At 49.9% G+C, this 20,974-nt stretch carries 14 protein-coding genes; 11 read left to right on the top strand and 3 right to left on the bottom strand.

All coding sequences use genetic code 11. The annotated features are described in order from the left end of the window. Positions 1-918 carry a VOC family protein gene (locus P40081_RS01180; protein WP_042132797.1) on the top strand — a complete coding sequence of 306 codons (918 nt, stop codon included), beginning with the start codon at positions 1-3 and terminating at the stop codon, positions 916-918. Between the two features lie 112 nt (positions 919-1,030). Here the strand turns inward: P40081_RS01180 and P40081_RS01185 are convergent, their stop codons facing one another. Next, on the bottom strand, positions 1,031-3,358 hold the full coding sequence (locus tag P40081_RS01185) for a helix-turn-helix transcriptional regulator (protein ID WP_042132798.1): 2,328 nt from the start codon (positions 3,356-3,358) through the stop codon (positions 1,031-1,033). 253 nt (positions 3,359-3,611) lie between these two features. Between P40081_RS01185 and P40081_RS01190 the strand changes: the two genes are divergently transcribed. The 8 genes from P40081_RS01190 to P40081_RS39970 all read left to right on the top strand — a co-directional run bounded on the left by P40081_RS01190 (position 3,612) and on the right by P40081_RS39970 (position 16,578). After that, entirely contained in the window at positions 3,612-4,550 is a 939-nt protein-coding gene (locus P40081_RS01190; RefSeq protein WP_042132799.1) for an ABC transporter permease, read from the top strand. A gap of 10 nt (positions 4,551-4,560) precedes the next feature. Then, positions 4,561-5,445 carry a carbohydrate ABC transporter permease gene (locus P40081_RS01195; protein WP_039296857.1) on the top strand — a complete coding sequence of 295 codons (885 nt, stop codon included), beginning with the start codon at positions 4,561-4,563 and terminating at the stop codon, positions 5,443-5,445. Between the two features lie 76 nt (positions 5,446-5,521). Then, entirely contained in the window at positions 5,522-7,054 is a 1,533-nt protein-coding gene (locus P40081_RS01200) for an extracellular solute-binding protein (RefSeq protein ID WP_042132800.1), read from the top strand. Positions 7,055-7,086: 32 nt separating this feature from the next. After that, positions 7,087-8,133 carry a glycoside hydrolase family 130 protein gene (locus P40081_RS01205; RefSeq protein WP_042132801.1) on the top strand — a complete coding sequence of 349 codons (1,047 nt, stop codon included), beginning with the start codon at positions 7,087-7,089 and terminating at the stop codon, positions 8,131-8,133. Positions 8,134-8,379: 246 nt separating this feature from the next. Beyond that, positions 8,380-13,086, top strand: coding sequence for a polysaccharide lyase family 8 super-sandwich domain-containing protein (locus P40081_RS36080; RefSeq protein ID WP_052421617.1), 4,707 nt, complete (start codon positions 8,380-8,382; stop codon positions 13,084-13,086). A 97-nt stretch (positions 13,087-13,183) separates the two neighbouring features. Further along, positions 13,184-13,573, top strand: a complete 390-nt coding sequence (locus P40081_RS01215; RefSeq protein WP_052421618.1) for a DUF948 domain-containing protein — start codon at positions 13,184-13,186, stop codon at positions 13,571-13,573. 336 nt (positions 13,574-13,909) lie between these two features. Then, a complete protein-coding gene (locus P40081_RS01220; protein ID WP_052421619.1) occupies positions 13,910-16,126 on the top strand; it encodes a pectate lyase family protein in 2,217 nt (738 codons plus the stop codon). Between the two features lie 311 nt (positions 16,127-16,437). Further along, positions 16,438-16,578: a DUF6809 family protein gene (locus P40081_RS39970; protein WP_442950224.1), complete on the top strand. Its 141-nt coding sequence runs from the start codon at positions 16,438-16,440 to the stop codon at positions 16,576-16,578. 21 nt (positions 16,579-16,599) lie between these two features. Here P40081_RS39970 and P40081_RS01230 read toward each other — a convergent pair whose 3' ends face one another. Both P40081_RS01230 and P40081_RS01235 read right to left on the bottom strand, forming a co-directional pair. Further along, on the bottom strand, positions 16,600-17,406 hold the full coding sequence (locus P40081_RS01230) for a WYL domain-containing protein (protein ID WP_042132802.1): 807 nt from the start codon (positions 17,404-17,406) through the stop codon (positions 16,600-16,602). Continuing rightward, positions 17,393-18,706 carry a helix-turn-helix transcriptional regulator gene (locus P40081_RS01235; RefSeq protein WP_042132803.1) on the bottom strand — a complete coding sequence of 438 codons (1,314 nt, stop codon included), beginning with the start codon at positions 18,704-18,706 and terminating at the stop codon, positions 17,393-17,395. The genes P40081_RS01230 and P40081_RS01235 overlap by 14 nt, the downstream gene beginning before the upstream one ends. A 177-nt stretch (positions 18,707-18,883) precedes the next feature. Here P40081_RS01235 and P40081_RS01240 point away from each other — a divergent pair, with 177 nt between their 5' ends. Then, positions 18,884-19,672: a nucleotidyltransferase domain-containing protein gene (locus P40081_RS01240; protein ID WP_042132804.1), complete on the top strand. Its 789-nt coding sequence runs from the start codon at positions 18,884-18,886 to the stop codon at positions 19,670-19,672. Between the two features lie 34 nt (positions 19,673-19,706). Then, positions 19,707-20,972 (top strand): class I SAM-dependent methyltransferase, encoded by a 1,266-nt coding sequence (locus P40081_RS01245; protein ID WP_042132805.1) that lies wholly within the window; start codon positions 19,707-19,709, stop codon positions 20,970-20,972. Positions 20,973-20,974: the final 2 nt, after the last annotated feature.

Raw genomic sequence — 20,974 nt, forward strand, 5'->3', positions numbered from 1 at the left:
GTGGCAAACATCAATCAGAGAATCGTTCCGCATATATGGTATGACAAGGAGGCGGTAGAAGCTGCCCATTTTTACGCTTCTGTGTTCCCGGACTCCAAAGTTACGAGTGGTACAACACTTCATGACACTCCGTCAGGCGACTGCGATCAGGTTTCTTTTGAAATTTGGGGGCAGAAGTTTATGGCGATCAGTGCAGGGCCGTATTTTAAGCTGAATCCGTCCGTGTCTTTTTTCGTTAATTTTGATCCCTCACGCGATAAGAACGCAGCAGAGAAATTAGATGAGGTGTGGAACAAATTATCCGATGGCGGCATGGCTTTGATGCCGCTCGATAAATATCCGTTCAGTGAGCGGTATGGCTGGATTCAGGACAAGTATGGCGTCTCATGGCAGTTGATTCTTACCAATCCGGAAGGTGAAGAGCGGCCTGCTATAATACCGTCATTTATGTTCATCGGTAATAACTGCGGCAAGGCAGAAGAGGCGATGTCCTTCTATTTGTCCATATTCAAAGATTCTCGGCAAGGACTTATAGCCCGTTACCCGACTGGAATGCAACCTGATCAAGAGGGAACGATTATGTTCGCTGACTTCATGCTGGAGAATCAGTGGTTCACCGCAATGGATAGTGCACATGATCATAAATTCAGCTTCAACGAAGCCATTTCCTTCATGGTGAAATGCGACTCGCAAGAGGAGATTGATTCCTATTGGGAGCAGCTTTCTGCGGTTTCTGAAGCCGAGCAATGCGGCTGGCTGACAGATAAGTATGGCGTGTCCTGGCAGATTGTTCCGGCCGCAATGGACGAGATGATGGAGAAGGGTACGCCGGAGCAGCTTGCACGTGTTACGGAGGCGTTTCTTAAGATGAAGAAATTTGAGCTTGCGGAATTGCATGAGGCATATAAGGGCGAATGACTGCATAACCCTTATTCTGTGCTGGGGATTTGCTGTAAACGTGTTGCTTCAGTAATGTGAAAAAAGCGATGAGGGTTGTTACCCCCATCGCTTTTTTGTCGCAGCTGCATTCTTATTTCTCGATGCTATTGCCACCTCTATACTTCTTCCGGTATTGGGCCGGTGTCATTGCGTACACCTTTTTGAAGCTGGAATAAAACGTGTTGAGCGACGAAAATCCGAAATTTTGGACGATGGGCTCAATGGGCGAGTCGGAGGCAATGAGCTCCTGACAGATGAAGCTTAGGCGCTTCTCCGAGATTTTGTCCGTAATGGACTGGTTTGTCTCCGCTTTATATAAACTGCGGAAATAATTAACGGATAACCCCAAATGATCAGCGAGCATTTTTGCGGACAAGTTCGGATCGGTTAATTGTTCTTCAATGAACCGGTCCGCCTGCTCGATCAGGGTCACATTCTTGGACAGCCCGCGGGCAGCTACAATGTCTTCGAGTGTCTTGGTGACCAAGGCTTCCATCCATGGCACCACCTTGTCCATCGTCTCCTGCTGAATAATCTGTTTCTCAATAGAAGTCAGCCCCCATGAACTGGGCAGAGGCTGAGCGGAATGTTCCTGCATGAGCCTGCGTATATCCATAAACAGGGTAATCAATGACATTTTACATTCAAAATAGGACATTTCCCGCAGCTTGACTACGGCTGAGCGTATGACTTCCAGAACCGTATCTGCATTCCCCTTGGGAAGAGCCTGAGCGATCTGCCGCTCTTTGTTCACAGGCAGGTGGTACAGCTCTCCGGGCGCATCGGGCAGCCATGCTTTTACGATGAGCGCTCTGTGTCCGAAGCGGAACCGTTCCTGCGTCAGTTCATACGTCTCCATATATATCTCATGCATATCGGTCAGGCTGGGCAGCGTCCTGCCCCAAGCGACAGTCGTTCCAACTGACAAATACTGCTCTATTAACTGTTGGGAACCTTGCAGCTTCTTCACATATTCTTCGGACAAGGGGGCGGATAGGACAACGGCCACGTGATCGTCACCCATATCCACCGTTTGCAGCTTGTGCTTGGAGGATTGCAGCGACTCTTGAATAATATTGGACATTGCGAACCGGAGCAGACGCCGGTCCTTCTCCGGGTAGGTCTCCGAGAATTCCGAGAAGTGGTCAATCCGGAAGATGGCCACCGACAGCTGATCTACCGGCAGGTCAATGCCCCACTCCAGAAATTGAGAACCTATCTCCTCTGCTGAATGGTAAGTCTCCCCCAGAAAATCCCGTAAAAACCTCTCTCTGCCCAAAAATTTATTAAGCCGCCATTGCTCGGTCAGTTCGTTAATCTGATTATGCTGGGCTATAAACACATTGGATAAGTAGTCAAGTTCATATGTGCTGTATCCCAGACCGGGCTTTTCCGCTTGATGCTGCCGCATTACTCTGGTAATCAGTTCTTGAATGGGCGAGTATACCCGTTTGGAGATCAGCACGATAACGGTCCAGGAGGCTGCGAACAGGGCAATGAACAAGATCAGGCTAGTGTTGCGAAGAACCGTAATTTTATCCAAAATGACAGACTTCGGTATCGTTTCGATAAAGGTCCAATCCTGGATTCCTTTGATGGAGACGCCTGCGTAAACCATTAGCTGCTCTCCCTGAGCCCGGGGATGAAAGAGCTTCCATCCGCTTTCGCCCTTAATCACATGGTTTCTGAGCTCCGCAGTTTGTTCCTGATTCAAAGAAGTGCTGCTAAAAACCGTCTCCTCCCGGTCATTCAGAACCGCAACTGATCTGTCGGCATCATTCGAATTGTCCTGAAGCAGGGTCATGAGATTATCTGTATCTACATTCATAACGAAAGCGGAAATAGAACTACCTCTTTCGTAAAATCTTATGATGGTCATCACCTCTTTGGGCGTATTCCCGGTAAGAGGCAGGGACAAGGTTCTGGGAATGAGCACGCTATGGTTCGCCGTAACCGGATCCTGTAAACGCTTAATAATATCCTGATCGTAGAAAGTTTCCGCATCATTCAATCCAAGTCTGGAATCAACAACTGTATTCGTGTAATCGTTAATGAGGTATACCGAATCGATAGACGGATTGGCGTTCTTGATGTCCATAAGCCGGCTCCATACCTCAAAAGTCTCAAAATCGCTGTAATGATCTGAAAGGGCATATACCTTGAGGGCGCTATCATCACTGGAGGAGAAGCTAAATTCCAGCGCCCATTCCATCAGCCGCGCGGTGTTCTGGGCGCTGTTCACCAGCAAGGATTCGGAATGATCGCCGATCTCTTCCAGAAGCGTCTTGGATGACTGCCAATAGAGCAGCGCAAATGATATACCCAGCACCAGAACGTTTGCACTGACGAAATAAAAAATAAGCTTCATATAAGTAGGATGCTGCTTCAGCGATGCGAGGAGTGGACGTCTGAATTTCATTGCTGGAACCTCCGTAATCATAACTGCCGAGCTCATAAATTGTAGATTTATTATAGCATACCGATTATTTTCGTCTTCAGAATCGTTTGTTTTCGCAATAGTGTTGTTTTTGGGAAGTTTGTAAATCTGCGCTTGCAGGAAGGATTAGAGCTTTTCGGAATTGCCGTAGCAGTGAGGGCTTGATAAGGTGACGGCATAGATAACGGCGTGCTAATGCAATTGCCGGTCTTGATGAAAGGGGGGATATAAAAAGATGCAATACCCAATTAACACCAGTAAAAAGTCTAAACTGAACCATATTGTCCAAAATCCATTTCTTTATGTTATGGCCGTGCCGGGGTTGTTGTTTTTTCTAGTGTTCAGTTATTTTCCCATATACGGGATTATGATTGCCTTCAAAGACTATAATTTTGCCAAGGGAATCACAGGAAGTGATTGGGTCGGTTTTAAAAATTTCGATTACTTTTTTACTTCAGGTGATTTCTGGACCATTCTGCGCAATACGCTGGTGTTGAACATACTGTTCATTTTCTTTACTACAGCCGCAGCCGTTTTAATTGCGCTTATGTTCAACGAAATCCACAATAAGTATTTCAAACGAATATCGCAGTCATTCATTTTTCTTCCTTATTTTATGTCTTGGATTGTGATAGGAATGATTGTCCAATCCTTATTCGGCGGGGAAGAGCCGATGATCAATAACTGGCTGCAAAATATCGGTATGGAGCCGGTCAACTGGATGTTTGAGTCGAAGCTTTGGCCTTATATTCTGACCGTTATCCGCGTGTGGCAAGGGGCGGGTTATCTTTCGATTATTTTTCTGGCCGCGATTACCGGCATATCAGAGGATTTGTACGAGGCTGCCCGGATTGACGGGGCATCCAAGCTGCAGATTGTAATGCGTATTACGCTGCCGCTGCTAGTTCCTACCATCATGATCATGACCTTATTGGCCGTAGGCAAGATTTTCAATGGCGATTTCGCTATGATCTATGCCATCATTGGAGACAACTCATCGCTCTATCCGACTACCGATGTCATTGACACCTTCGTCTTCCGCTCCATGAGACAGCTGCATGACTTCGGCATGTCTTCGGCAGTCGGCCTGTTCCAATCGGTGATGGGTCTGATATTCGTCATTGCTGCCAACTGGGTAACCCGAAGGGTATCTAAAGAATCTGCTTTATTCTAGGAGAAGAACTATGAGACAGAAACAGAGCGCTGCGGATCGAACGTTTACGATATTTGCCCATACGTTCATTTTGTTGTTCACCTTATTTTGTGTGTTTCCTTTTCTGCTGATGATTATCGGCTCTATTACGGATGAACAGGAACTGATTGCGCACGGCTATACTTTGATTCCGCAAAAATTATCGCTGAACGCTTATAAGGCGGTTTTGCAATCGGATGTGCTGTTCAACGGCTATGCGGTCACGATTTTTATCACCGTCGTAGGTGCATTAAGCGCGTTGTGCATTTCCGCAATGCTTGGCTATTCGCTGGCTAACAAACGGAATGTTCTGCAAACACCTTTTCTGTTCTTTTGCTACCTGCCTATGCTTTTTTCCGGGGGTATCATTCCATTTTATATTGTGGTCAGTCAGTGGCTGCATTTGCAGAATACCATCTGGGTACTCATTTTAACTATGTTATGCCAGCCGTTCCTCGTCTTTTTACTCGTGAGCTTCTTCCGCACCATTCCTGAGGAACTGGAGGAAGCCGCAAGAATAGACGGAGCCAATGAAATGAGAATTTTCTATCAAATTATGATCCCGATCTCCAAGCCGATTCTGGCTTCCGTTGGTCTCTTCTATGCTCTGAGCTACTGGAATGACTGGTTTATGGGATTGATGTTCGTGGATAATGAGAAGTTATACCCGCTGCAGTTAATTCTTCGCCGGATGGTATCCAATATGGAAGCTGCCAAGAATCTCATTCCCTCCGGAGCGGCAATTGCAGTGACTCCACCGACCTATGGTGTGCGGATGGCGACAACTGTGCTGACGATCGGCCCGATTGTCCTGCTGTATCCCATGCTTCAGAAGTATTTCGTCAAAGGTCTAACGGTAGGAGCCGTAAAAGGATAAATGGGGGTGTCCGGGATTAACCGGACTAACCCAGTTAATTTCAGAATTTTGTTCATAGATATGGGAGGGTTACGGAATGAGATTAAAAAAATGGGTTGGCACGACAACGGCAACGGTATTGGTATCTTCACTGATCCTGGCAGGCTGCGGAGGCAATACGAAGACTGGCGGCAATGAAGGGAGTTCTCCAAAGAATACGGAAAGTGCTGCACCCGCATCTAAGGAAACGGTGACATTGAAAGCTTATTTTCCGGGGGATAAACCGGTGGGCTTTGACGATGTGCTACAGGCGGTCAACGATAAATTGAAAGCGGATAACGTCGGAGCGGCCTTGAACATCAATTTCTTGCCGTGGACCGATTACGGGAATGCGGTATCCGTGAAGATGTCTGCCGGGGAAGATTTCGATATGTATTTGGATGCCCCATGGATATCCATGAATCAGATGATCGAGGGCAATTCTTTAATGGAACTGGATGCCGCGGTGGCCGAACGTCCGGAGCTCAAAGCATCCATTCCCGAGGAAATGTGGGAGTATAACAAATTCGGCGGAAAAATTATGGGGATTCCGCTCGGTACCACCCAGGGCCAGCTATATGGCCTTCTGATCCGCAAAGATTTGCGCGAGAAGTATGGACTTCCCGAGTTGAAAACCTTGGGTGATTTGGAGAAATTCTTGTATATGGTCAAGGAACAAGAGAAGGATGTCAAGCCCTTCGTCATTAACGGCATCAAAGCTGATAAACTTCCGTTTATCCTGAGCGAATCCGCTAATCAGGCGCTGGATGAAGTGCTGGAAATCGGTGTCAACATGTTCGCCTATTCCATCAAGGACAAGAAAGTAATCGGCCAATGGACCAGCCCGGTGATTGCTGATGGTTATGACCGCGTCACCCAATACTACAAGGACGGCATCATTTCCAAAAATATCGCACAGGAGCAGAATGCAGAGACACTGTTCAAGCAGGGGAAATATGCGGCCACTTATTATGCGGCGGATGGTGTGGAGGGATTGAAATATTCGGAAATGCTGCAAGACGGCAGCGACAAGCTTGAGATTTTCATTCCGAACGGGGATAAAGCCAAGCCGTATACCGCTTTCCAGCAATGGAATTTCCTGTGTATCCCGGCGGCCTCCAAGCACGCTGATTTAGCTATGGACGTAGCCAATTGGTTGTCCATTAAGGAAAATCACGATCTGATGGAATACGGCATTCAAGGGAAGGACTGGGAACCGGTCGGGGATTCGAGCTATAAGGTGCTGTCCAGCTATTCATTCCCGGGGTTCGTGCTAACCTGGCGGCCAACGCTGAACCGCACGCCGGACACGATGATGAAGGATGACAAGAAGTGGTTCGACTTCTCTACCAACCCGGCCAATTTCACACTTAGTCCAACAGCGGGCTTCAACTTTAACGCTGAAAAGGTGAAGACGGAATATGCCAAAATCACTCCACTTCACGATTCGACCTTCCTGCCGTTTAGCCAGGGCCTGGTGCCTGCTGCTGAAGGCAAGGAGATGATGGAGAAAAAAATGGCGAGCCTCGGCGGACAAAAAGTGATCGAGGAAATTCAGGCGCAAATCGATGCGGTCACTGCCGGTAAATAAAAGCACTTAAAATACTGAAAGAGGTACTTCATATGAACATACAGCGCAGTGCGCAAAATCCTGTTATACGGGCCCGGGATGTCGCCCCCTCCCGTCCCGACTTTCGGGTGCTGGGTGCGTTTAATGCAGGTGTTGCGCAGTTAAAGGATGAAACGATCCTTTTACTGCGTATTGCAGAAGCGCCGTTATCGGACCGGGCGGACGAAGTGCTCGTCCCCAGGTTGAATGAAGAGGGTACGGAGGTACTTGTAGAACGTTACGACAAGACCGATCCGGGCTATGATTTCTCCGACTCGCGCTTCGTTGCAAAGGATGGACGAACGGTTATGCTCACCTCCTTATCTCATCTGCGGGTGGCGCGAAGCAAGGATGGCATTCATTTCGATGTGGAGCCGCATCCGGCCTTATTTCCGGAAAATGCCCTGGAAGCGTGGGGAATTGAAGATCCGCGTGTGACCCAAATTGGGGATATCTATTATATTACTTACAGCTCTGCTTCTGCCCGCGGCGTTGGCGCCGGCCTGGCAGAGACCCGGGATTTCCGGACATTCAAACGCCGCGGACTTATGCTGGCTCCCGAGAATAAGGATGTCATGATCTTCCCGGATAAAATTAACGGCAAATATTACGCTTTGCACCGTCCGGTGCCCAAGTCATTCGGCTCTCCCGAGATGTGGATCGCCGAATCGCCCGATCTCGACCATTGGGGGAATCACCGCTTCCTGATGGGGCTAAGCGAACAAGGCTGGGATTCGGCCCGTATGGGCGGCGGGGCGGTTCCGATTCGAACCGAACGCGGCTGGCTGGCGCTGTACCACGGAGCGGACAGCAAGCACCGCTATTGTATGGGCGCGGTGCTGCTTGATCTGGAGAACCCTGCCAAGGTAATTGCGAGATCACGTGTACCTGTATTGGAGCCGGAAGCTGCCTATGAGGTGAATGGATTCTTCGGTAAGGTCGTGTTTTCGTGCGGAGCCCTGCTGCTGGATCAGACGGTCCGTATGTATTACGGTGCTGCAGACGAAGTGATGGCAGTGGCGGATATACCGCTGGAGGATATATTTAATACGCTAGTGTAGAAGGCTGAAGGCAGTGCGAGCTGCCTTCTTCAATCCATAAAAAGGAAAGCGCTATCATAAACGATTGAATTTAGATAGACAAAGGAGCGCATGTACATGACTGACAAAAGGCAAAGGTTTGTAAAGAGATGGACATGTCTTGGTATTGTTTGTTTGTTGATATCCTCCATAGGGTTATATTCACCCGCATCGGCGAGCACGCCCGGGGCGGCCAACGTTTCTCCAGAGATCGCTGAAATAAAATTGATGAAAAACCGGACGGCGGCATTTTATGTCTCCAAGGATATTATCAACGACGGAACGAACGGCCGGGTCGAATGGACCTACAAATCTCAGGCCGGCACGTACTTAACCAATCAAAATTCCAATGGAAGCTGGGGGGATGTAGATTATGCGAGTACGGCCTCCAGTGCCAATGGGAGGGCCTGGTCGCCTTATCTCGCATTAGACCGGCTGCAGTCGATGGCTCAGGCGTTTGCTGACCCGAAGGGTCCATACTATCATAATGAAACCCTGTTAGGAGGCATTCAAAAGGGGCTGGACTATTGGTTTACGGTGAAGCCCACTTCCACCAACTGGTGGGAGACCGGAATCGGCAAGCAATTAAGGCTGGGGAAAATCGCGCTTTTATGTGAAGGCTATTTAACTGAAACGCAAGCTTCCAATATAATCGGCACGCTGGATAGCAGCCCGCACACTGTCGATGGTGCCAACTCGTCCTGGTACAATCAGAATTATATGATCCGCGGCTTATTGCTGGAGGATGCCCAGATTGTCCGGAACGCTGTGGAAGCGTTTAACGTGCTGTCGAATGTGACGGCGACTGTGACGGGAATCCAGTCGGACATGTCATTCTTCATGCATGGCAAAACGAATTATACGACGGGCTATGGAAGAAGCTTTGCCAGAGATATGTCATTCTGGGCGTATGTAACTTCGGATACCTCATTCTCGTACAGCAAGGCGGCGATTGATTCGTTATCGTCCTACCTGCTGGACGGCACCAGGTACCTCGTGAGAGGCGATGTTGCCGATCTAGGGATGGGGATGAATGGACCAGAGTGGCCGGATTATGCGAGTGCAGCCTTGACCTTCTATGAAGATCCGCTGCAGTGGATGCAGGCGGCCAATCCGAAGCGCGCTGCCGAGTTTGCGGGTTTTCTTGAGAACATCCGCAGTATTGGTACGAGCACGAGCAACGGACTGGATGCTAGCAATATGACGCAATGGCAGACGCTAGTCTCCTCGCATATGCGGGATGATTATGGAATTACGGTCAAGATGTCTTCCAGCACGGTCAAAGGCGGCGAGTGGAGAACCATTAATCCTAGCGGATATAACCTGCTCTACTGGACGCCGCAAGGAGCCACTGCCATTCAGAGAACCGGGGATGAATACAGGACTGTTTATCCGCTGATGGACTGGGCTCATGTTCCAGGTACGACGGCACCGTATGTACTCACGAAGGATGCGAATTTCAACAATCCCAAAACATTTGTAGGCGGCGTGACCAACGAGCGTTATGGAGCCACAGCGTTTGATTTCAACAAGCTGAGTACAAGCGGCAAAAAAGGCTACTTCTTTTTCGATGATGAAATGGTGGCGCTAGGCACAGGTATCGCTTCAACTAACGCTGCGCCGGTCCATACAACATTGAACCAAAGTCTGGCGGCAGGGGATGTGCTCGTAGACGGAAAAGTAATAGCGGACGGAACGGTGCAGGCTAACGGGCGCTGGGCATATAACGATAAGACCGGCTATGTTTTCCCGAATCCTACCGGCTTTCAAGTGAAGCGGGAGACGAAGACGGGAAAATGGGGCGATGTCATCACGGGAAGCTCGGCGGAGCCGATCACCAAGCCGGTTTTTTCAATATGGCTCGATCATGGCGTGAAACCGACTAACGCTTCCTATGAATATATCGTATTGCCGAATAAAACCCCTGAAGAGGTCAGCAGCTACGCAAGCGTGAGCCCGAGCCCGGTCAGTATTCTTGCGAATACACCGTCGGTTCAGGCAGTCCGGCACAATTCCCTTGGCATTGCGGAATTGCTGTTCTATCAACCCGGGACGGTGACGCTAAGAGACGGCTTGACGGTCACAGCTGACCAACCGTCCATGGTGATCATTGACGAATCCGTGACACCTGTCCGCATCTCGGTTGCTAATCCCGAAACCCCGGGGATTACAGTGAACGTAACGCTGAACCGTAACGGAGAAAAAACCACAACAACCTATAGACTCGGCAAGGATACGTTTACCGGCCGGAGTATGACCCTAAACGAGGGAACCTCTCTCGACGACAGAGGGTTCGATCTCGCTTACAGTAAAGGGGCGACCGCTTCCTCCAGCCAAGGCAAGCAATTTGCCTCGAATGCAACCGATCTATACAGAAGTTCCTATTGGAGTTCAAGTGCTTCGGACAACGAGTGGATTTATGTCGATCTGCAAGATCAATATATGATCCATAAAGTTAGGCTAAATTGGGAAAAGGCGTATGGAAAAAGCTATAAAATTCAAGTGTCGGAGGATGCTGTCACCTGGAAGGACGTTTATACAACTTCTATGGGGGATGGCGGAATCGACGAGCTTTCCTTTGGTAAGGTCAATGCCAGGTTCGTCCGGATGCTGGGCGTTCAGCAGGGCACCGGGGACGGCTATTCGCTTGCAGAATTTAATGTGTTTGAGGCGGTGGCACCCAATCTCGCCGAAGGCATGAAGGTAACGGCAAGCTCGGCCAGAGCCGCCGACGTGTCTCCCGGTAATGCGGTTGACGGGTCATTGACGACCCGCTGGGGATCTAACTATGCTGATCCGCAGTGGATTTACGCCGATCTTGGCTCCAGCCAGCCCATTGCGAAGGTCATACTGCATTGGGAAAGTGCGTATGGGAAGGAGTACCAAATCCAGGTTTCTGACAACACGAAGGACTGGAATACAGTATACAGTACCGCCACCGGAGACGGAGAAACCGATGAGATCTCCTTCGAACCGGTGAATGCAAGATACGTCCGGATGTATGGTACGAAAAGAGCGACCACGTACGGCTACTCGCTCTGGGAATTTAAAGTGTATGGTCCAGAGAACGTACAAAAGGTTCCGGCCCGGGTTGAACTAGAAGCGACGCCATCTTCCGTGGCGGCTGGAGGCAAAGTGTCCGTTACAGGTGTCGTCTACGATGGCGCCGATCTTCTGGTCCCCGGCGTGGAGGTCGAAATCGCGTCTGCATCGGGCAGCATCGAAACGGCTAAAGCAGTAACGGACGTTAACGGCCGGTTCAACACGGTTTATACCGCGCCTTCCGCAGCCGGAGAAGTGACGATCGCGGTTGTCCTGCCTGCAAGTCCGACCGTGACGGATACGGTTACCGTATCCGTGAACCAGGACGTACAAGTGCCCGCCCGAATCGAACTTCAGGCAGCGCCGTCTTCCGTGACATCCGGAGGCATCGTGTCCGTTACGGGAGCCGTCTACGACAGTGACGATCTTCCGGTATCCGGCGTAGAGGTCGAGATCGCGGCTGCATCGGGCAGTGTCAATGACGCCAGTGTGGTAACGGATGCGAACGGCCGGTTCAGCACAGTCTTTACAGCGTCGTCTGCTGCCGGAGAAGTGACGATTACAGCAGCCTTGACCGCGAATCCGTCTGTGAGCGGGACGACTACCGTTTACGTAGAAGGGGTCGTACAAGTGCCCGCCCGGATCGAACTCCAGGAGGCACCGTCTTCCGTGATGGTTGGAGGCAAGGTGTCCGTTACGGGAGTCGTCTACGACGGCGGCGATCTTCCGGTCCCGGGCGTAGAGGTCGAAATTGCGGCCTCGTCAGGGAGCATTGAGAGTGCCAAAGCAGTAACAGACGCGAACGGCCGGTTCAGCACGGTCTTTACGGCGCCTTCCGCAGCCGGAGAAGTGACGATTACAGCCGTCTTGACGGCGAGTCCGGCCGTGACGGATAAGATTACCGTCTCCGTAATTAAGGCTGCACAAGTACCCGTTCTAATCGAACTCCAGGCGACGCCGTCTGCCGTGACGGTGGGAGACGATGTATCCGTTGCGGGAATCGTCTACGACAGTGACAATCTTCCGGTCTCTGGCGTGGAGGCCGAAGTCGCGGCTTCGTCGGGCAGCTTCCAAAGCTCAAAGACAATCACGGATGCGAACGGCCGGTTCAGCATGGTCTTTACGGCGCCTTCCGTAGCAGGAGAAGTGACAATTACAGCCGTCTTGACCGCAAATCCGTCCGTTACGGGGAAAATAAACGTTTCCGTAAACGAGCGTTCAAACGGCGAAACCGGAGGCCATTCGGGAGGAGGAGCTCCCGTGAGTCCGCCGGTAACTCCCAATAATCCGAACGTTAATCCAAGCGATGATCCAAACGGCGGTTCGGACACGCCGGACGTTCCGGTACCCGGTCATGCCTTCGCGGATGTTGGCGGTCATTGGGCCGAAGCCAATATCCTGGAAGCAGAGAAGAGGGGAATGATCACAGGTTATCCGGACGGCTCGTTCCGGCCCGATCGCACGGTAACGCGCGCTGAATTCGCGGTGATGCTGGCGAATTCGCTGAAGCTTCAGAACGAGGAAGCAATCCTGTCCTTCAAGGACACTGACCGGATCGGGCAATGGGCCAAGGCAGCCGTTGCGCGAGCCGTAAGCTTGGGTCTTATTCAGGGCGATAAGAACAGTAACTTCCGTCCAGATGCGCCCTTGACGAGATCGGAAATGGCCGTGATGCTGGCGAGAGCCTTAAACCTGGCACCCGAAGCTCGTTCCGCCGGATTCGCAGATGACCGCGACATACCGGTCTGGGCGGTTGGAGCGGCAGCCGAGATGAAGAATCTGGGGATTATGCAGGGTAAGGGTAATAACTGCTTCTTCCCGAAAGATGCCGCGACGAGGGCGGAAACGGTCACGGTTCTGCTCAGAATGCTCGCAGCGAAGGATCAGGAATAGAAAGTAGAACAAATTCGGCCAGGAAAACCTGCTTGAGGGCAATTGAAGGAATGAACCCAACAAGTTGGACATACAGTGGAACTACAGGAGGTGTTGCATGGTTATCCAACTTAGTATTGCTTTGGCTGCAGTTGCTTTTATCTGTCTGGTTGGTTTCTTGATTCTTACGCTGCGCAAAGGAATGACTACACTCTCAGAGACCAATAAGACGCTGGTTGACGTAAGAAATGCGATTCATGGCTTAACAGGAGAGGCTACCCAACTCATTCATACGGCTAATCAGGTTACCAGGGATGTGAAAGGTAAAATTAAAACGATAGATCCGATCTTTGAATCTGCGCACAATGTGGGTGAAGTGATTCAGACTGTGACAGAGACATTCAAAAAAAACGCTTCGGAAATAGGGCAAAATTTAAATCAAGAACCCGAAAAACCTCCAGTCAAGCAACAAAGCATCCCCATTCGCGTCAATACAAAATTTCAATAAATTTCAGAAAAAGACACCTTAAGGGGTGTCTTTTTTGTTTATGCGAATCTGGCTCTAACGGCCCCTTGTAAGCTCAACAAAGCTTATGCCGGGTATCATCTCACTGCGAAATAATCATTAACTCATAATACCGCAGAATCACTGCCAATATGAGCAAATGATTGTTTAAGCACCCTTTTCACATTTGATATGCTCGGGTTGTCCGAGAGGGTTCATCTCATCCTGCTTCAACGGTTCGGATTAGCCGGTACAAGAGGAGGTGCAAGAGGAGCATCACAGATTATTGCAAGCGGTTACAGAAGGATCTGCAACAAATTATAATTAGGAGGCAATGAAATGAAAAGGACAGTTGCAAAGGTAACCAGTATAGTTTTGTTATTTTCTCTTGCACTATCTCTGATCGCCGGCGGATGGGGAACTACGGTAGCACACGCTGCGGGTCTTACGATAACGGGCAGTGGAGGCGGAAATGAAGCTGCTTATGTGGAGTGGTCACCAGTAAGCAATGCATCGGGATATAATGTATATGTTAAAGCAGCGGGCGCAGCGGACTCCCAGTATCAGCAGATTAATAACGAGTTGATCCGCAAGTATTCTTCCTATTGGAGAGCTGATGCGGTAGGGCTTGCAGCCGGAAGTTATGTAATGAAGGTTGAGGCCGTATCGTCAGGCGCAGTGACGGCAAATGCCGTCTCAGGAACGCTGGCGGTAGCGCCGTATGACCGGTCCGGATTTGCTTTTTCAGCCAATTCGCAATTTGGTACAGGCTCAGGTGCTTATAATGATAATGGGACGCTCAAAAGCGGGGCACAGGTGCTGTATATCACCTCCCAGAATGCGCAAACCGTAACGCTCGGTGTGAAGACCAGCAGCTCGGGTACCGTACAGACCGGGGTTGGTCTTGGCGGAATTCTGACACTGAGACAAAAAGGCTATGATACAACACCGCTGGCCATCCGGATTATCGGAAAAGTTACAGCGGCTGACCTAAGCGGACAGCTCAACAGCAGCGGTTATCTTGAAGTCAAAGGTAAAAACAATTATACGGAAATGAATATTACCATCGAGGGTATCGGGAAAGATGCGTATGCCTACGGCTGGGGAATGCTGCTTAGATATACGGGGAATGTCGAAGTCAGAAATCTGGGCGTGATGTTATTCCCTGACGACGGTATCTCCATGGATACAGGCAATGCGAATGTATGGGTGCATAATAACGATATTTTCTACGGCTCTGCAGGAGGTGACGCGGACCAGGCTAAGGGTGACGGTTCTACGGACCTCAAGAAAGGCTCAACGTATATCACTATCTCGTACAACCACTATTTTGATTCCGGAAAAGCGGCTCTGGTCGGACTTAGTGAATCTGCAGAATTCTTTGTTACCTTCCACCATAACTGGTTCGATCATTCGGATTCCCGTCATCCGCGGATTAGAGTGGCTTCTGTTCATGTCTATAACAACTTCTATGATGGGGTCTCCAAATATGGTGTCGGCGTTACAACCGGAGCTTCGGCTTTTGTAGAATCGAATGTGTTCAGAAATACTAAAGATCCAATGCTTAGTTCCTTGCAAGGTACGGATGCTATAGGGGAAGAAGGAACGTTCTCCGGCGAAAACGGGGGTGTGATTAAAGCCTACAACAACAGTATTACTGGTGCGGCAAGTCTGATCTATGCCAACTCCAGTACCGGAACGGCTCCGGCGAATGCTACCTCGTTTGATGCCTACTTAGCTTCTTCGAGAAATGAGACCGTCCCAAGCTCATACAAAGCTCTAGTGGGTGGGACAGCGTATAACAACTTCGATACGAGCGTTGATACGGGAGTTAGTGCCTCAGATGTTGATAGCGTAAGCACTGTGGAACAGGTCGTTACGGCCGAAGCCGGACGCCAGGGCGGTGGAGACTTCACATGGGCTTTCAATGACGCTGTGGATGACGCATCGTATGCGCTGAATGCCGCACTGATGTCCGCAATCAGAAGTTATATTACGGGTCTTGTATCAGTAGGAGGTAATTCCAGTCCGGTAGGACCGACTCCAACTCCAACAGCAACACCTGCCCCAACAGCAACGCCTGCACCAACGGCAACACCTGGGCCAACGGCGACTCCTGTGCCGACTGCAACGCCTGGGCCAACGGCAACTCCAGTGCCGACTGCAACGCCTGGGCCAACGGCAACTCCGGTGCCGACTGCAACACCAACGCCAACGCCCACTACTGGGGCAATTGTTCATAACTTCACTACATCCGGAACAACGAGCAGCTTCTTCTTTATTTCGGGGAATCTCTCCACGAGCAAAGGAACTGTAGTATATGGCGGCCTGACCTTAACCCAATGTTTGAAAATCGAGAGCGCAACCAGCATTGGGTTCACAGCTGCCAAAGCCTCGACTTTAACATTAGTATTCAACTCGGAAGGAACCAAGGTCAAAGTGGATGGAACCAGCTATCCGATCACGAATGGTATTGCTACAGTCTCTATTGCAGCGGGTGCGCATACGATTACGAAGGATAGTACTGCGAATTTGTATTATATGAAGGTGGAGTAGATAGTTTTAAAATCATAAATAAAAGACACCCTTAGAGGTGTCTTTTTAAATTTATCCTAAGAATCACGAAGATTGATCCTTGTTTATTTTTGTGATATTACGCCTAAGCGTACCACGTACACTCTGCAAATATGCTACGCTGATTTTATCGAATATAATTATGTAGCCGATAAAGGAGGCTCTTATGCCAAACATACTCGAATCACTATATCATGGCAGTCTATTCCCTAACGAGGATATTATCTCTAAGTTCCAATTACCGCCCGCTCAACAGGCAAATTACCGAATCTCTAGAGTCTTGGTAGCAGAAGCTGTCCGCAGGCGAGTTTGAGGAGCTGGAGTCTTTATTAGAACTGTATTCGCAAATACAGGGGCTGGAGATGACAGCTGCATTTGTGTCCGGGTTTAAGGCCGGGACGGCGATGATGATCGAAGTCCTTGTAGATGCTTAGCAATGCGTGACTAGTCAACATTCACTTCACATCCTCCCCATACCGCTCAATCGCCATATCAGCCGTCTTCAGCATACGCCGCTTAAGCTGCTCGCCCTGGGTAATTTTCACACGTAACCCAAGGAACCGGATTCGGGATAACAGGAACTCGCTGTCGTCTCTCATGTAGTTGACATGGATCCGGTAGATGCCGGAGGCTTCATCAAAAGACACGGACTTATCGAAACAGGAGAAGGCAGACAGGATACGTGACAGCTCCGCATTATAGGCAGGAATGACTTGAATGCAGGCGGATTCCTTCAGGCCGTCTAATAAGCGCGCTATCCGTGCCTTCAGGTCGTCAATCCGTTTGGCAGGGATGGGGAATACTTCGACCGACACCATGTTGCGCAGTTTGGTGGACATGAGCGAACGCTGCCGGGTGCTGTACCATTGCAGATACCACTCCCGCTTATACATATTGTACTCCAGCTTGTGAGGGAAACCGGCCTGATCCGCTCGTTCGCCTCCATGCTTAATCTGATATGCAATCAGGAAGCCTTGATTCTGCATAATCATGCGGCGGAGCGTGCGAAGCAATGGATGATAGACCTGGCGCTCTTTACTGCGGGCCTTCTCCATAATAATCTCCCGCACTTCCGTGGATGCTTCAGCCTCCAGTAGAGAGTTTAATTTATTTAAGGTTTCCGGTGTAAAAGCCGCCTCTGAAGCAGGGTGTATTAACATCGTTTTCAGCCAGGAACGTTCCTGGGAGGTCAGCGCAAGCGACCCCGCTTCATCAAGGCGTGAGATGATCTGGAAATTGAATATTTTCTCAAATGGATTCATAGTAGCTCCGGAGCTCCTTCCATTCTGCAATAAATTGCTTACGAAGCCAGCGGGGTTCTAAGATCTCACAGCTCGAACCGAAGCTCCGTAACCAGGGCTTGATTTCATAAATTTCGTTCACTTCGATCTCGTACAGGAACGTTGAATCGGACTCCTCTGTAATCACGCCCCATTGCCCCTGCGCCTCAACCCGCTCCCGGATGAAATTAGCGCCGGACCCGCTGGGGTTATAGAATCTGACAGCTACCTTAACCGCACGGTTGGTATCTGTAACCCAGCTGTTCTTCATCTGCGCTTCCAGAGCTTTAAGCTTCTCCGTATATTCGTCTTCTTCCACGGGTTCGCCCTCTTCAATCTGCGTAAGGCCTTCCATCCGGAATTTCTTGATCCCCATCCGGGCATGATGTCCGATTAAATACCACCGCCCATACTGATGGTCGTAGACGACGCGTAGCGGAAGGATACTATCTGTAATACCCGCAGACTCCCGCTCAAAGAGAGGGTTCGTGTTCTGGGAGGTGTAGTTCATTCCTTTTTTCGGGGACAGATAGAGAAACTGGATTCTCCGGCGCTGCTGAATAGCACCGAATATCGTGTAGAGATGAGCCTCATCAAGAATACGTGAATGGTAATTGTATTTATATCTATGGGTCTCTGTAGCTTCGGGGTTAAAGCCCCGCTTCCGCAGAACCTTCTTCAGGGTGTCGCGCAGCAGGTAGCCTTGTACAGACGGAATCTGCGTATTGGCGATGACATCCACGTAGTCATAGAGGTCCAAAAGCTGGTCATCTGTTAGCTGGTCAATCAGGTCGTTGGCAGCCTTGTACCGGTAAGGACGCCGCTCATTGACACGGAGAATGACGCCGACTTCCTCCAGATATTTCAGATCGCCCCGGATGGTTTTCTCATCAGGCAGCGGCGAATCGGCGGGCATTTGCTCACTGCACAGATCCTGCAGATCCTTGGCAGTCCGCTCCTGGGTCTGGAGTGCTGTTAAGAGTAGAGTAAGCCGGATGCTCTCCGTTTCCTTAAGCGACTTCGCCCGGAACAGGAAGAGCAGCAGCGGATCGGCAGATTCATAGTAGTTGTAACGGAGCCACTCGGAGAGCTCGGTTCCCTGTTCAGCAGGCAGATCCTGCTGCAGGACAGTAACCATTTCCTTCAGGTTGCGCAGCGTTTTGTCGTAGGTATGTACGGAAATGCCGAGCCGGTCGGCGAATTGTTGTCTGCTGTAGGCTCCCCCGGCTAAAGACAGCATGCGAAGAAACTGAATTTCTTTATCGAAACTTTCCTTGGCCATTTGTATTCCTCCAGCCTGTAGCGCATCCATTAGAAGTGATAGTACCTACTTATATTAAGCACCAGAGTTGAATAAAATGGAAGGTTTTTTGCCTGCCGCCATACTTCCGCCCTGTTCGTGAATGGGAAAATGAGGGAAGATAGGTTCATGAAGCCGAGTTGAACTGGAGTGATAACAATGACCCCTATAAACAAACTTATCCGCGGCCAGCTGGAACAGATTGAACAGGAGGAGCAGGTTGCCATATTGTATGCCTGTGAATCAGGCAGCCGGGCGTGGGGTTTCCCCTCGCAGGATAGTGATTATGATGTGCGGTTCATATACCTGCATAAGCCGGAATGGTATTTATCTATCTACGATAAACGGGATGTCATAGAGCGTCCGATTAACAATATGCTGGATATCAACGGCTGGGATTTACGTAAGGCGCTTAATTTATTCCGTAAGTCCAATCCGCCGCTGCTGGAGTGGCTGCAATCGCCGATTCAGTATGCAGAGAAATTCAGTGTAGCCGGACAGCTTAGAGGGATATCGCCGTATACCTTTTCACCGAAATCCTGTATGTACCATTACTTGAATATGGCTAAAGGCAATTACCGCGATTACTTGCAGGGCGGGCAGGTCAAGATCAAGAAATACTTTTATGTGCTGCGCCCGGTTCTGGCCTGTGAATGGATTAACCGTTATGAAGAGATGCCGCCGATGGAGTTCGATGTGCTGGTAGACCGGCTGATTCCGCAGGATGGAGAGCTATGGCAGGTAGTGCAGCAATTGCTGGCACGGAAGAAATCCGGTGAAGAACTGGATGTTGAGCCGCGGTTAAGCGCGATTAACGATTATTTGGAAGAGCAGCTTCAAGTGCTGGAGAAGGTGGCAGCGGCGGCCTTGAGTATTAAAGAGGATGACCGGGACCAGCAGCTGGATGCCCTTTTCCGGGAGGCGCTGCAGGAAGTATGGGGAAAGTGACTGAGACAGAACGACTGACAGGAGGAAGATCGTAGTGGCTATTGTACAACTGAAATCAACAAACCCGCAGTTCACCTTTTTGATCAAAAAAAATCCGCAGAGCGGCATGCAGCTTCGCCCGGTCCGCAAAGGAATAGCCTACGGCTGGTATTCGGATGATGCGACCTATAACGTTTTTTTCAAGGATGCAGATAATGAACTCTCCTATAAGCAGAACGACAGTGACAGCTTTGAGTATCTCAATGTCTCCCGGTATAATACCCCGCTGTTTCCGCTGAATGCGGTTAATGAGTTCTTCTCCACGCCTGTTAAGGCGCAGGATGAGCGGGACATTGAAGGCTATGAGCATACCTTTTATATCCATATGGTTCAGGTGGAGCGGCTGCATTATATAGAATTTTTCAACAAGCATCTGAAGGATTATACCTTCTCCCTGCAGCATCAGGCGCATAAGAGCTATTCACTGACCATTACCACGCATAAAAGCCTGTATCACCTCCTGCATGTGACTCAGGTGTTGTCCCTGTTCTTATCCATATTTGGAGATGAGTATATCGATATTTCAGACCGTATTCTGGATAAATATATCCGCAGCCTGAATGTGATTGACGCCCCTTTTTATATCCGGAGTCTGTTTGCACGGAGCTTCCTTACTACCCGGGAGCTGTTCAAGCGCTACAAAGCCTCCATTGAACAAACGGAGCAGGCTTCCATCGGGCTGGAGTATGGCGGTACGGCGATGCAGCGGCGGACGTTTATCTCAGGTGTGCTTCCATTCAATAAGCCGGTTCTGGATATCGGTTGCGGGGAGGGCTTCTATGCCATTCCGTTTGCCGGGAAGATCGAGAGTACCTACTACGCCGTGGATATCAATGCAGAGCTGCTGGAGGTTGTGAACCGGAAGGCAAAGGCCAAGCAAATCGATAACATCGCTACCTTCGGCTCGCTGGATCATTTTCTGGAGTCGTATAACGGGGAGCAGGTCGATGTGATTCTGACCGAAGTGGTAGAGCATATGAGCGAGGATGAAGCGGCTGCGCTGATCCGGCAAATTATCGGAAGTGTGGATTTCGAACAGCTGATTGTGACCACGCCGAATGCCGACTTCAACCGCTATTATGAGCTGGAGGGATTCCGTCATGAGGATCATAAGTGGGAAATGGGTATTGATGCGTTCCGTGATTGGTTTACAGATACAATTCAAGGCCTGGCCGTTGAGGCGGAGTACGGGATGGTCGGTGACCGGGTAGATGAGATCCGGACGACGCAAAGCGCGATTGTGCGCAGAAAGGAGGAATAGAC

The sequence above is a fragment of the Paenibacillus sp. FSL P4-0081 genome (genome assembly GCF_000758565.1).
GTDB lineage: Bacteria > Bacillota > Bacilli > Paenibacillales > Paenibacillaceae > Paenibacillus_AQ > Paenibacillus_AQ phytohabitans.